The organism is Flavobacterium petrolei, from assembly GCF_003314435.2.
In the GTDB taxonomy this organism is placed as follows: Bacteria; Bacteroidota; Bacteroidia; order Flavobacteriales; family Flavobacteriaceae; genus Flavobacterium; species Flavobacterium petrolei.
This window is the reverse complement of sequence record NZ_QNVY02000001.1, coordinates 391744-405007: the sequence shown is the minus strand read 5'-3', so window position 1 is coordinate 405007 and position 13264 is coordinate 391744. Positions and strand designations below refer to the sequence as shown.

The following is a 13264-nucleotide window of genomic DNA, read 5'->3' as shown; positions in this document are numbered from 1 at the left end:
ATCATCAGAAATTTCATTGTTTTTCCGAATGTATTAAGAAGTGTAAGGACAGCTCACGAACATTCCGTATTGGATTAGAAAAATTAAGATTTTGGCAGGGTTTGCGTGAGGGAGTGCAGTGGAAATCCTTTACATTTTTTCTTTAAAAATATAAAGATTGCAGCGGAAAGCCCGACCCTTGTGGTCACGCCCAAAAACAACAAAACCCCAAGAATATCTTGAGGTTTTTATAGAATTATAAGTTGGATTTTTGACTTTCTAACTTTCGATTTTATGAGTTTTGACTATAGTGCCAAAGCATCTTTGATTCTTTTTAATGCTTCTTTCAAGATCTCGTCGCTGGTTGCGTAAGAGAAACGGATACAGTCAGGATTTCCAAAAGCGTCACCTGTTACCATTGCTACGTTAGCTTCGGCCAAAAGGTACATTGATAAATCCATTGCATTTTTGATTTCGGTTCCTTTCAATGTTTTTCCGAAGAAAGAAGAAACGTCCGGGAATACGTAAAAAGCACCTTCGGGAACGTTGATTTTTACTCCTGGAATTTCTTTTAATAATCCTACCACTAAATCTCTACGGCTATGGAAAGCGTCAACCATGTGTTTCAATACACTTGGATCAGCATCTACTGCTGTAATGGTAGCACGTTGTGCGATAGAATTTGCTCCTGAGGTTACTTGACCTTGAATTTTTGTGCAGGCTTTGGCGATGAATTCTGGTGCGCCAATATATCCAATTCTCCATCCTGTCATGGCGAAAGCTTTAGCAACTCCATTTACGGTAATTGTTCTTTCTAACATTCCTGGGATGGATGCGATGCTGCAAAAAGTCCCTGAGAAATTGATGTGCTCGTAGATTTCGTCAGCAACAACATATACGTCTGGGTATTTTTCTAACACTTTTGCAAGAGCCGTTAATTCTTCTCTGTTATAAACAGATCCACTTGGATTACAAGGAGAACTGAACCACATCATTTTTGTTTTTGGCGTGATGGCCGCTTCTAATTGTTCTGGTGTGATTTTGAAATCAGTATCTACAGATGTAGGAACTTCTACAGGAACTCCACCGGATAATTTTACAATTTCGAAATAAGAAACCCAGTAAGGCGCTGGTAAGATTACTTCGTCACCATCGTTTAACATTACTTGTGCAATGTTGTATAAGGATTGTTTTGCTCCTGTTGAAACTACAATTTGAGATGGTTTGTACTCTAAATCATTATCTCTTTTGAATTTTCTGCAGATGGCTTCTTTTAATTCAGCATATCCTTCTACCGGAGAATACGTGCTGTAATTTTCATCAATCGCTTTTTTTGCTGCTTCTTTGATGAAATCAGGCGTATTAAAGTCAGGTTCGCCTAAACTTAAGCTGATAATGTCTTTTCCTTGTGCTTTTAATTCTCTGGCCAAAGCAGCCATTGCTAGTGTTTGTGATGTTGCTAGATTGTTAATTCTATCGGATAATGGATTCATTGTAATAGGTTGTAGTTAGTATATTTATTAAGTAGAGATGCACTACTGTGCATCTCTAGGTGTTGTTTAATTATATAAGTTCCGGTTTCATTCCCAAATCTTTCAAATGCTTGAAATGAGCAATAACAGCACTTCGCATTGTTTTGTATTCGTAATACGGCAAGTTGCATTCTTGAGCCGTTTCTTTTACGATACTGGCAATTTTACCATAATGCACGTGACTTATATTTGGGAAAATATGGTGCTCAATTTGGTGATTCAATCCGCCAGTGTACCAGTTTACGATTGCGTTTTTTGGAGCAAAATTAGTAGTGGTAAATAATTGGTGTATCGCCCAAGTATTGTCCATTTCGCCTAATTCATTTGGAGATGGATTAGTCGTTTCTTCCACAACGTGTGCCAATTGGAACACAACACTCAGAATTAAACCAGCTGTATAATGCATCACGAAGAAACCAATAAGAACTTTCCACCATGTGATTCCAATAACGATTGGCAACACGATCCAGATAGAAACATAAATTACTTTTGTAATGATTAAAGTCGTCCAAAGTATTTTTGGGCTTTTCGCTTCTCCGTACGATAATTTTCTTTTCAAGTAGCTTCGCATCTGTTTGAAATCAGTTGTGATAGCCCAGTTGAACGTTAGTAATCCGTATAAGAATACCGAATAATATTGTTGAAAACGGTGAAAATTATACCATTTTGCTTCTTTAGTAAAACGGATAACACGTCCGGCATCTAAATCCTCATCATGCCCGGGAATGTTTGTGTAGGTGTGGTGTAAAACATTGTGTTGCACTTGCCAGTTGTATACATTTCCTGCCAAAACATAAATAGTTCCACCCATGAATTTGTTGACCCAGGTTTTATTAGAATACGAACCATGATTTCCATCGTGCATCACATTCATTCCTACTCCAGCCATTCCAATTCCCATAACTATGGTCAACAGAAGATGTGCCCAAAATGGCATACCAAGTGTCAGAATTAAAAAATAAGGCGCAAGAAAAACTGAAAAGAGAATTATGGTTTTTAAATATAGTTTCCAATTCCCGGTCTTTTGGATGTTGTTTTCTTTGAAGTAATTGTTAACCCGTGAGTTAAGTGTTCTAAAAAACTTTAGGCTATCTTGCTTAGCAAATGTTGGCGCATTATTATTCATATATTTTCAATAAAGTTCAAAGGTAATTATTATAAATTTTTGGATATACAAAATTGAGATAAATATTTTAACTGTAAAGTATTACTTTTGTTAAAAAAAATAATAGATGGACGAGATTCTTAAGTATTTTCCTAATTTAACTGATATTCAGAAAGAACAGTTCGAAAAGCTGGATTTTTTATACCATGATTGGAATGAAAAAATCAATGTTATTTCGAGAAAAGATATAGATGCTTTGTATACCAAACATATTTTGCATTCATTAGGAATAGCGAAAATTATAAATTTTGAACCGGGTACTTATGTGTTGGATGTTGGTACAGGTGGCGGTTTTCCTGGTATTCCATTGGCGATTCTTTTTCCAGAAACACGTTTTTATTTGATTGATATTATTGCCAAAAAAATAAAGGTAGTGCAGGCTGTTGCCGAAGGATTAGAATTGAAAAATGTAAAAGCGGAGCAAATGCGTGCCGAAAATGTAAAAGGTGATTTCGACTTTATCGTGAGTCGTGCCGTAACTAATATGCCGGATTTTGTTTCTTGGGTAAAAACCAAAATCAAAAAGAACAACAAACACGAATTGAAAAACGGAATTCTCTATTTAAAGGGAGGAGATTTAACGGAAGAATTGAAGGATTTCCCGAAAGCAAGTGAATACAATTTAGCTGATTTCTTTGAAGATGAATTCTTTGAAACTAAAAAAGTGGTGCATTTGCCGTTGAAGTTTCAATCGTAGTCTTAAGGGCGAAAGTCTTAAAGTCGAAAGATAGAACTGAGTATAAAAAATAAAAAAAAAGCCGAATCTAAAATTTTAGATTCGGCTTTTTCTGTTATTGTTAAAGTTCTTTGAGACTTTCGACTTTCAAACTTTAGGACTAATTTATTCTCCTAAAAACGGGTATCTGTAATCAACCGGAGTAATAAAAGTTTCTTTGATGGTTCTTGGTGAAGCCCAACGCAACAAGTTCAATGCTGAACCCGCTTTGTCGTTCGTTCCTGATGCTCTTGCGCCACCAAAAGGTTGCATTCCTACAACAGCTCCGGTTGGTTTATCATTGATGTAGAAGTTACCGGCCGCATTTTGCAATTTAGTAGTCGCTTGCTCAATTGCATAACGATCTTGGCTGAAAACTGCACCTGTTAATGCATATTCTGAAGTGGTATCAACTAGTTCTAATGTTTCTTCCCATTTGTCGTCTTCGTAAACGAAAATCGTCATTACAGGTCCGAACAATTCGGTTTCCATGGTTGAATAATGTGGATTTGTTGTTACGATAATCGTTGGTTCAATAAAATAACCGACAGATTTATCATAATTACCACCAACGATAATTTCAGCATCAGCATCTTTTTTAGCTTGGTCAATAAAACCGGCCAATTTATCAAAAGAACCTTCGTGAATAACTGCAGTAATAAAATTACCAAAATCTTCTGGAGAACCCATTTTCATCGATTTTGTATCGGTGATTAATTGCTCTTTTATAGCTGGCCACAAACTTTGTGGAACATAAGATCTTGAAGCTGCAGAACATTTTTGACCTTGAAATTCGAATGCACCACGAACAATTCCTGTTGCTACTTGTTTTGGATTCGAACTTGGATGTGCGATGATAAAATCTTTACCTCCAGTTTCACCAACAATTCTTGGGTAGGTTTTGTAATGGTGAATGTTTGTTCCAATTTTTGCCCAAATATCTTTGAATACGTGAGTTGAACCTGTAAAGTGAATTCCGGCGAAATCACGGCTTGCTAAAACGGTATCCGTAATCATTAAAGCATCTCCAAAAACAACGTTGATAACACCATCAGGAACTCCCGCTTCTTTGAAAACTTCAATGATGATTTGTGCAGAGAAAACTTGGCTGTCGCTTGGTTTCCAAATCACAACATTCCCCATCATGGCAGCACTAGCAGGAAGATTTCCGGCAATAGCAGTAAAGTTGAACGGTGTAATCGCGTACACAAAACCTTCAAGAGGTCTGTACTCTAAACGGTTCCACATATCCGAATTTGATTTTGGCTGATCGTTGTAGATTTGAGTCATGAATTCTACGTTGAAACGTAAAAAATCGATGAATTCACAAGAAGCATCAATTTCAGCTTGGTGTATGTTTTTTGATTGCGCAATCATTGTTGCTGCATTTATTCTTGCTCTGTATGGACCAGCAATCAATTCAGCTGCTTTTAGGAATATAGCTGCTCTTTGTTCCCAAGCCATATTGGCCCATGCTATTTTAGCTTCTAATGCATTTGCAATTGCTTGCTCAACATGCATTTTTTCGGCTAAATGATAGGTTCCTACGATGTGTTTGTGATCGTGAGGAGCAGTCATGTTTTTGGTGTTTCCAGTTCTAATTTCTTCGCTTCCGATATATAAAGGCACATCGATTTTAGAATTCCACATTTTTGTGTAAGCTGCTTGTACAGCTGCTTTTTCTGGTGAATTTGGTGCGTATCCTTTTACTGGTTCGTTTACCGCTTTTGGTACATGAAAAAATCCTTTTAACATATTTGTAAAATTATAAAATTAGAAATCCTTGTAGTGTGTTTTTAAATATTGCACAAAAGTACGAAGGATTGTTTGAAAAAAGATGTTTTTTGGTGTAAACTAAAAGCAATGTGGGTGGAAGTCGTATTATAGCCCAGTTAGAAATGGAAAGCTTTTTGTGGTCTCGTTATATTTTTTCTTGCAGAATAAGAGCGACTTTAGAAGCTCCTTATTGTGCTTAGAAAAAAATAAAGGAGGCGACTAAAACTTGAAATGTATAGCTGGATTAGCTCTTAAATAAAAAGTGATTTTAATTCAAAGCAAACGGCGCACATAACCTAAAAGTAGGCACGATAACTTTGAAGTTTTTTGTTGACGTGAAATTGATCATATTGAAATAGCCTTTCATGGCGCCATAAGGGGACGACAATAGGCAACCTGAGCTGTAGGTGTGAAATTCGCCTGGTTTTAAGACGGGTTTTTTACCAATTACGCCTTCTCCATCAACGATCTCGATGTCATTTAGGGAATCAAAAATTTCCCAATGACGTGAAATCAATTGAACGGAATCCTTACTGTGGTTTTCAATTGTGATTACGTAACTAAAGGCAAAGTGAATCTTATAGTTTTTGAAGTAAGTACCCTCAAAACTAGTCAATACCGAAATCTTTATGCCTCTTGTTATTTGAGAAACCATGTTAAATGGATGAATATGGGGTTATTATTGACAAATTTACAAAAAAATGGTGTCGTTTTACCAAATTTATCAAAAGTTTTTTAGTTGATAATATTTATCGAATTTGCCATTCCTTTACCTACAACTCTGTCGTATCGGTCAATGTTTTCTCTGTAATAAACGACTATTGTGTAGTCATTTTCTGTTTGGTAAAAATTACCGTCAATTGCATTTTCATAGTCAATTGCTCCTTTTTCGTCAGCGACTTTATATTCAAAATTCGTAAATCCCTGTTTGATTAAAATTGCTTTTTCATAAATCGCTTTTTTGGGATTGTACTCCATTTTGTATTCTGGAGACAGCGTGTAATTGTTAAACATTCCAGTAACATAAATATTTTTATTCAATCGGAATGTAGGTGCCGAAAGACTGAAATAAACCCAGGCATAATCAGCCTCGATTTCGTTATTAGCTGAGTTTAAATTGTTGACAACAAAATTCCCATTCACATCTTGGGTAAAGGAATACGGGAAATTGGCTCTGGCGGCGCTGGTGTACAAATATGAACCATAAATAGGCGTGTTAGAATCGATTCGGGCGACATTGTTGCTTGCTGAACGGATGTCTTTATTTTCGAAAAATAAAAACTCATTTCCCGCCCAAAACTGAGTTTCCGAATCATATTTGTAAATCAAATCATTACCAATAGTGTATTGCGGAACTATATTTTTAATGCCAGTATTCATTTGGCCGTTTTGAAGTAACAGTACTTTGACATTTCGCAACGGCGTTTGAAAAGTAATGGTATTGGATCGAATAGTGAAATCTAAATTTTGCTTTAATTCGATGTTATTAATTGTTCTGGCTCGTTTGACTTGGATGGGAACTGTAACCAAATCTTCGTATAAAATGAACTTTCTGGAAAATACAACTGCTTTATTTTCATCTAAAACTTTAATCATATAGTTCCCGCTGATCTTCAATTGTTGGGTAAACTGATTCGGAATTGCTAATTTGTAATGCGAATAGATTTGTAGTGTGTTGAAGGAATTACTGTAATCCTGAATTCTTTGGTTGTCAAAACCTTCCAGATATTCATTTTTTGGAATTGCGGTAGGATTCCAGTTGTAATCGCAATGGATTATTTCGTAATAATAATTTGCTTCATTGCCAAAAAGATCATCAAATTGTAGTTGAAATCCTTCGCCCAGTTTTAAAATTGGAATTGTATTTTGGTTATTTTGTACAAATGAAATCGTCTTGATGTGGTATGGCGGAGCGATTTCTTTTTCTACTTGTGCAAATGCAGAAGTAAAAATGAAAAATACTATTATTTTCTGGAAAAAGGAAGTGGGCATAATGGTGATAGTTGCTTTGATGTAAATATAACGAATTATGCCCTAAGATATTATTTCCTGAAAAAAGACTAACTATTTAAAACAAACGGGAATAATTTCCCCTTTAGCCAAACAATATTTTTCTACTAATTCAGGTGCAATTTTATTGGTGTAATCTTCTTCAATTACTTTGAAACCGATACTTCGTAATTTATCAAAATAATCGCGACCGTAAATGCGGACGTGATCGTATTGACCAAAGATTTTAGCGCGTTCTTTTTGGTCGGTAATGGAATCATCGGCAAAAGTGATCGCTCTGGACAAATCCTGTGGAATTTGTAAAATAGCCATTCCACCCGGTTTCAAAACCCGATACAATTCCTGCATCGCTTTTGTATCATCCGGAATGTGTTCTAAAACATGATTACAAAGAATAACATCATATTGATTGTCTTCAAAAGGCAAATTACAAATGTCTGCTTTTACATCCGCAAGAGGTGAAAACAAATCGGTTGTCGTGTAGTCCAGATTTTTTTGGTTTCGAAACAATTTATAAAAAGCTTGCTCTGGTGCAAAATGCAGTACTTTCTTTTTTGCTGTCGAAGTAAAAAAATCGGTTTCTTCATTCAAATACAACCATAATAAGCGATGTCTTTCCAAGGAAAGTGTACTTGGCGAAAGTACATTGTTGCGTTGTGTTTCATAACCATAAGGCAACATCGATTTGAAGCTTTTTCCGTCGATTGGATCGGTGAAATTAGTTCCTCTTAATGAAAAAGCGATAATAGGACGAGCTACATAACTCAGCCTAATTAATAAAGGACGAGGAATAGTATTGAGTATAAGTTTAAAAAGTTTTTTCATTACAGAACCAAAGGTGTTTGTCTAAACTCATCTTCCTCATTACTCACAATTCCTAAGGCTTTGTAGATGTATCCAAAAGTCGATAAAATCTCCGGTTTTCCATCAATAATGGCTACGTCGTGCTCAAAATGGGCACTTGGTTTTCCGTCAGCTGTCGTGATTGTCCAGCCGTCTTTGTGTTGTTTGATGTTTCGGGTTCCCAAATTAATCATGGGTTCAATAGCCACAACCATTCCTTCTACAAAAAGTTTTCCTCTTCCTTTTTTACCATAATTAGGCATTTCAGGATCTTCATGCATTTTTTGTCCTACGCCATGACCTACTAATTCACGAACTACACCATAACCATGTGATTCGGTATATTTTTGAATTGCATTTCCTACGTCTTCAACACGGTTTCCTAGTCTTAATTCGCGAATTCCTACGTATAATGATTCTTTGGTAACCTGCAATAATTTTTTAGTTTCAGGAGCAACTTCGCCTATTTCAAAAGAATAGGCATGGTCACCATGGTATCCGTTTTTGAAAGCACCACAATCCACAGAGATTACATCACCGCTTTCCAATGGTTTATTATTTGGAATTCCATGTACCACTTGCGAGTTCGGACTCATACAAAGTGAATTTGGGAAACCATATAATCCAAGGAAACTCGGTTCTGCACCATGGTCACGAATGAATGTTTCGGCTAATTTATCCAGATATAAAGTAGTAACTCCTTCTTTGATTTCAGAAGCAATCATTCCTAATGTTTTTGATACGATTAACGCACTTTCGCGCATTAATTCTATTTCTTCACGTGATTTTACAATAATCATAATTCTTGTTTTTCAGTTTGCAAAAGTACGATTTTATAAATTATTTAATCCGGATTGGCCATTATTTTAAAAAGCTCTGAATTTGAAACGTAAAAACGATTCTCTAGAGCAATCTTCGAAAGTTGTGCGCTAACTAAATTATTCTCTCGTGTATTGATTAGAAATAAGGAACTTTCACCAAAAGAAAATAATCTTTCCTCTGAGTTTAACATTGTGAGATTGTCCTGAACCAAACCTTTAATCAGCTTTTTTTGTCTCAGCAAGGACTCAATTTCCATTTTTTGGGCATTGATTTTATTGGTCAATTGCACTTTTTCAAGGTCCAGTGTGAATTCCGTTTCCTGAACTTTGAACTTCGCCAGTTTTAAACTTCCGCGCTCTTTTCTAAGAAACAAAGGGAAGTAAAAATCCAATCCAATTTTGTAATCTTTAAACTGATAATTATCAATATAGCTGGGTTCTGAAATATAAGAGTAACCCACATCTATTTTAGGCAAAAGCATGTTGGCTTTTAATTTTTGTTCCACATTGAGCATGTCAATTTTGCTTTGCAACGCATTAATTTTTGGATGATTGGTGATGGAGAAGTCGGTGTTCAGTAAATCATTCGTTTTTAAACTTTCCTGAATCGTTAATTCTAATTGGGTTTCAGGAATCAATTCATCGGATAATTCCAGCGGAATATTGTTTTCTAACCAAAGAAAATTAGCGAGTTCTAATTTGGCTTTAGCCAATTTCAGATTCGAATCTTCCAAGCTCAGTTTTCTGTTTTTTACAATAATTCCGGCCTCAACACTATCAATTGCGGGTTTGTCACCTTGATTGATTAAAGATTGAATCCCTTTAAATCTAATTTGTGCATTTTCATTATATTCTGCATACAACTGCACTTCATTGAAGTTTTTTTTCCAATTAAAATAGGCCTGCGAAGCATCATACAAAACTGCAATTGCCTGAAGTTTTCGTTCTGCCTGACTCAATTGCATTTGCATTTTTGCCTTTCGTACATCAGCCATTCTTTGGTTAATAAACAGTCCTTGTCCAAGTGGAACGGTCACTCCTAAGGAAGTTAATCCTTGATTGGGAAGTGTGTTTTGCGGATTCAAGTATACACCGTCACTATTGTCAAAACCCGCTTTAATCTCGATTCCATACCAAGTTGGGATTTTGAAACTGCTGTTCAATATTGAGTAATATTCTTTGTCTTTGAATTGTTTTTCACTGAAATCGACTTCGATTTTTGGGTCAAAACCACCGCGAGCCATCATCAAATTAGCTTGCGCTTTATTGATTTCTAAGTTGGCATTCTTCACCAGCGGATGGTATTTTTTTACATACCCCAGGAACTCTGTATAAGTGAATTCTTTTGAGGTGATATCTTGGGCTGTTGCAGCAAAACCCAAAAATAAAAATGCTAAAAATAGTTTTTTCATTATTTTTTATCTGTTGTTGGTTTTACCGCTGGTTTGTAATAATTAGGAGGGAATCCGTTCAGGGATCGCCACAATTCAAACCAAACAGGTACATTATTTAGCAACGCAATAGTTTGTGCTCCAGCTCCAATACTTAGTTGTTCAGGCCATTTTTCATCATTTTTATCAGGTGATATTAAGACCCGATATTTTCCATTGACGCTAATGAAATTTTCAATGGCTACAATTTCACCACCAAAGGTACCGTATGACATGTTTGGCCATCCGGAGAATACAATTGTAGGCCAGCCATCAAACCAAACCCTAACTTTTTCACCTTTTCTTAACAGCGGAAGGTCTATTGGGTTTACAAAAGTTTCTACGGCAATATCATATTTTGATGGCATTATGGTTGCAATTGGCGTTCCTTCTTTTATGGTTTCTCCTATACCGGATTGCAATGCCCTGTTGATGTAGCCGTTTTGCGAGGCTTTGATATAATACATTCCGTTTCTAATGCTGTAATTTGCATACTGATTTTCAAGTTTATTCACTTGCGCATCAGTGTCGTACTGACTGCTAAGCGCTGTAAATTTGTCACTATTGGCTTTCGAAACTTTCTCTGCATACTCTGCGCTTATTCTGTTTATTTCAACTTTGGCATTAATAAATTCGTTTTTACTCGTTAAAAATTTGTTTTCCTGAGTGATAATTTTCGCTTCTACTTCTTGTAATTTCAGTCTTTTTTCTTCAATGTCAGTAAGCGGTTTCAGTCCTTCCTTATTCAATTGAACAGAACGATTGTATTGCGTGTTAGCTATCTTTAGTTGAGTTTTTACTGCAACTAAATCCATACTGTCGCTCTTAATTTTCAAAACAGATTGTTTGATTTTATTTTGCGCTTGTTCCAGTTTCAAAACTTTTTCTCTTTCAATGGCTTGGATCTGGCCGGTAAGAGTGCTTACTTTTGAACCATACGATTGCAAAGATTGTTTTTTTGCATCTATTTGATTTCTAGTGTTCTGAACTAAATTTGGGTCCATATAATCCTCTTTTATTTCTGAAATGAATAGGATGGTGTCGCCTTTCTTTACAAAATCGCCTTCCTGAACATACCATTTTTCAAGTCGACCAGAAATCACACTCTGAATGGACTGTGGTCTTTGATCAGGTCTTAATGTGGTAACGCTTCCGCTACCTGAAATGTTTTGTGTCCAAGGCAGGAAAAGTGCTATCACACCTATAATTGAAACTCCTACAATAATTTTATTCAAAATTTTATAGTGAGGTCTGTTGACCAGGTTTTTTACCGTAGTAAAACGATCTAATGGCGGCAGTTTTGTTTTATTGTCAGATATGTTTAGCATTACTATTTATTTTTTAAATCAAGTTGAATAGTTCCATTTTCCATAGTGATAATACGACTGCATTTGGTTTTCCAATATGGGTTTTTTGAGGAAACTATTATCGTCCAGTTATTCTTCTCGGATGTAAGGAAATCAATAATTTCATTAGCAACTTTAATGTCCATCATGTCCGTGGGATCTTCATAAAAAAGGATTTTTGGTTTGTGTATAATACTTCTAGCCAATAGTACTTTTTCAGCATCGGAAGATGACAATTGCTTGCCTTCCGGGAATATGTGTGTTTCGAGACCCTTCGGCAGCGTTTTTACAAAGCTGGAAAGTTGGACGCCCTCAATAGCCCATTTTAGATTCTCAGTAGTGATTGAGTTGTCATTGAACGTAATGTTTTCTAACAGAGTACCTTCAAATGGCGTTTCACCGTGAATAATACCGCCAATTTGAGAGCGATATTGCTTTAGGTTGATTTTTCTATAGGTATCGTCATTGATGTAAAAAGTACCCGATGTAGGTTGTAATAATCCGGATAATATGCGAATTAGCGTTGTTTTTCCAGAACCATTAGGACCTTCAATCGCTATTTTTTCTCCTTGTTCTATTTTAAGGGATAAATTACTCAATATTTCCTTCTTGGAGTCCGGAAATTTAAAAGTAAGATTTTCTATTTCCAATGATATATTAGCATAGCAAGTGTCGCTGCTAAAAGCGGTGTCTTCTTCTAATTCCATGTCAGTCACTTGACCAATTTTTTCAATTGAGGTCAGTACATCGTAGAATGTTTCGAGTCCAATTATAATTTTTTCGACAGAGGTTATAACTAATAAAATAATGATTTCTGCCGCTACGAATTGGCCAATATTCATTTGTTCTGAAAGTACCAAAAAGCCCCCAATAGATAATAATCCTCCAGTTATTAAAATTTTAAAAAGAATTAATTGGGTGAATTGTCTTTTGATGATGCTAAAATGTTTCTCCCTGTAATTTAAGTACTCACTAACGATATTATTATTTTTTTCAAGTCCAAAATTATAATGAAGATCATTTTTGAAACTATAATTATTTCGAGCTAATTCTTGTAACCAGCCTGCTACTTTATATTTGAATTTTGATTCTTTCAAGCTTGTTTCCAGACCGGATTTAAAAGAGAATCGGAAAATAAAATACAAAAGGAAAAAAAGTAGTACACCAAACAGAATAAAATAGGGATGGTATAAAGACAGTAAAATTACTCCAAAAGCAATTTGCAACAGCGCCGCAGAAAAATCGATTAGCAGCTTGGAAGTTCCTTTTTGGATGGTCATTGTATCAAAAAAGCGATTGGCTAATTCCGGTGGATAGGAATTGTACAATTGATCCATTTTTATTTTGGGCAAACGGGCTGCAAATTCAAATGAGGCGCGAACAAATATTTTTTGTTGTAAATTTTCAGTGATTCGCAATTGCATCAAGGATAAAATCCCCACTAATGCAACACCAAAAATCACCAAAATAATTAAAACAATCCAAGAGGCGCTTACTCTTCCGGATTGTATAAAGTTGATGATCGCCTGAATACCCAGCGGTAAAGACAAACTGATTAATCCGGCAAAAATAGCGTAGAAAAATATTTGATAAACATCTTTTTTATCTAATTCAAGTAAATTGTAAAAACGTTTTAATGGAGAAATT

General features: G+C 35.6%; 11 protein-coding genes. 1 reads left to right on the top strand and 10 read right to left on the bottom strand.

The genetic code is table 11. The features are described 5' to 3' along the window. Nucleotides 1-284 precede the first annotated feature (284 nt). Both DR871_RS01775 and DR871_RS01770 read right to left on the bottom strand, forming a co-directional pair. A complete protein-coding gene (locus DR871_RS01775) occupies nucleotides 285-1472 on the bottom strand; it encodes a pyridoxal phosphate-dependent aminotransferase (protein WP_113665118.1) in 1188 nt (395 codons plus the stop codon). Nucleotides 1473-1542: 70 nt separating this feature from the next. Further along, the gene (locus DR871_RS01770; RefSeq protein ID WP_113665119.1) at nucleotides 1543-2637 is read right to left on the bottom strand and encodes a fatty acid desaturase family protein; all 1095 of its coding nucleotides are present in this window, start codon (nucleotides 2635-2637) and stop codon (nucleotides 1543-1545) included. Between the two features lie 106 nt (nucleotides 2638-2743). Here DR871_RS01770 and rsmG point away from each other — a divergent pair, with 106 nt between their 5' ends. Continuing rightward, on the top strand, nucleotides 2744-3373 hold the full coding sequence (gene rsmG / locus DR871_RS01765) for a 16S rRNA (guanine(527)-N(7))-methyltransferase RsmG (RefSeq protein WP_113665120.1): 630 nt from the start codon (nucleotides 2744-2746) through the stop codon (nucleotides 3371-3373). A 144-nt stretch (nucleotides 3374-3517) separates the two neighbouring features. Here rsmG and pruA read toward each other — a convergent pair whose 3' ends face one another. From pruA to DR871_RS01725, 8 genes are all read right to left on the bottom strand, one after another. Continuing rightward, nucleotides 3518-5146 (bottom strand): L-glutamate gamma-semialdehyde dehydrogenase, encoded by a 1629-nt coding sequence (pruA, locus tag DR871_RS01760; protein WP_113665121.1) that lies wholly within the window; start codon nucleotides 5144-5146, stop codon nucleotides 3518-3520. Nucleotides 5147-5435: 289 nt separating this feature from the next. Continuing rightward, nucleotides 5436-5822 (bottom strand): Co2+/Mg2+ efflux protein ApaG, encoded by a 387-nt coding sequence (gene apaG, locus DR871_RS01755; RefSeq protein ID WP_113665122.1) that lies wholly within the window; start codon nucleotides 5820-5822, stop codon nucleotides 5436-5438. 80 nt (nucleotides 5823-5902) lie between these two features. Further along, nucleotides 5903-7159, bottom strand: a complete 1257-nt coding sequence (locus tag DR871_RS01750) for a type IX secretion system plug protein (protein WP_113665123.1) — start codon at nucleotides 7157-7159, stop codon at nucleotides 5903-5905. 72 nt (nucleotides 7160-7231) lie between these two features. Further along, nucleotides 7232-8002 (bottom strand): class I SAM-dependent methyltransferase, encoded by a 771-nt coding sequence (locus tag DR871_RS01745; RefSeq protein ID WP_113665124.1) that lies wholly within the window; start codon nucleotides 8000-8002, stop codon nucleotides 7232-7234. Then, nucleotides 8002-8820 (bottom strand): type I methionyl aminopeptidase, encoded by an 819-nt coding sequence (gene map / locus DR871_RS01740; protein ID WP_113665125.1) that lies wholly within the window; start codon nucleotides 8818-8820, stop codon nucleotides 8002-8004. The genes DR871_RS01745 and map overlap by 1 nt, the downstream gene beginning before the upstream one ends. Before the next feature lie 44 nt (nucleotides 8821-8864). Beyond that, on the bottom strand, nucleotides 8865-10253 hold the full coding sequence (locus DR871_RS01735; protein WP_113665126.1) for a TolC family protein: 1389 nt from the start codon (nucleotides 10251-10253) through the stop codon (nucleotides 8865-8867). After that, nucleotides 10253-11599, bottom strand: a complete 1347-nt coding sequence (locus DR871_RS01730) for an HlyD family secretion protein (RefSeq protein ID WP_113665127.1) — start codon at nucleotides 11597-11599, stop codon at nucleotides 10253-10255. The genes DR871_RS01735 and DR871_RS01730 overlap by 1 nt, the downstream gene beginning before the upstream one ends. Nucleotides 11600-11601: 2 nt before the next feature. Then, entirely contained in the window at nucleotides 11602-13263 is a 1662-nt protein-coding gene (locus DR871_RS01725) for a peptidase domain-containing ABC transporter (protein WP_113665482.1), read from the bottom strand. Nucleotide 13264 lies beyond the last annotated feature (1 nt).

Bases quoted from the DNA above. Each gene is read 5' to 3' on its own strand.
- DR871_RS01730 (WP_113665127.1), bottom strand. From the start codon at position 11,599: ATGCTAAACATATCTGACAATAAAACAAAACTGCCGCCATTAGATCGT.
- map (WP_113665125.1), bottom strand. From the start codon at position 8,820: ATGATTATTGTAAAATCACGTGAAGAAATAGAATTAATGCGCGAAAGT.
- DR871_RS01745 (WP_113665124.1), bottom strand. From the start codon at position 8,002: ATGAAAAAACTTTTTAAACTTATACTCAATACTATTCCTCGTCCTTTA.
- DR871_RS01775 (WP_113665118.1), bottom strand. From the start codon at position 1,472: ATGAATCCATTATCCGATAGAATTAACAATCTAGCAACATCACAAACA.
- DR871_RS01735 (WP_113665126.1), bottom strand. From the start codon at position 10,253: ATGAAAAAACTATTTTTAGCATTTTTATTTTTGGGTTTTGCTGCAACA.
- DR871_RS01770 (WP_113665119.1), bottom strand. From the start codon at position 2,637: ATGAATAATAATGCGCCAACATTTGCTAAGCAAGATAGCCTAAAGTTT.
- DR871_RS01750 (WP_113665123.1), bottom strand. From the start codon at position 7,159: ATGCCCACTTCCTTTTTCCAGAAAATAATAGTATTTTTCATTTTTACT.
- rsmG (WP_113665120.1), top strand. From the start codon at position 2,744: ATGGACGAGATTCTTAAGTATTTTCCTAATTTAACTGATATTCAGAAA.
- apaG (WP_113665122.1), bottom strand. From the start codon at position 5,822: ATGGTTTCTCAAATAACAAGAGGCATAAAGATTTCGGTATTGACTAGT.
- pruA (WP_113665121.1), bottom strand. From the start codon at position 5,146: ATGTTAAAAGGATTTTTTCATGTACCAAAAGCGGTAAACGAACCAGTA.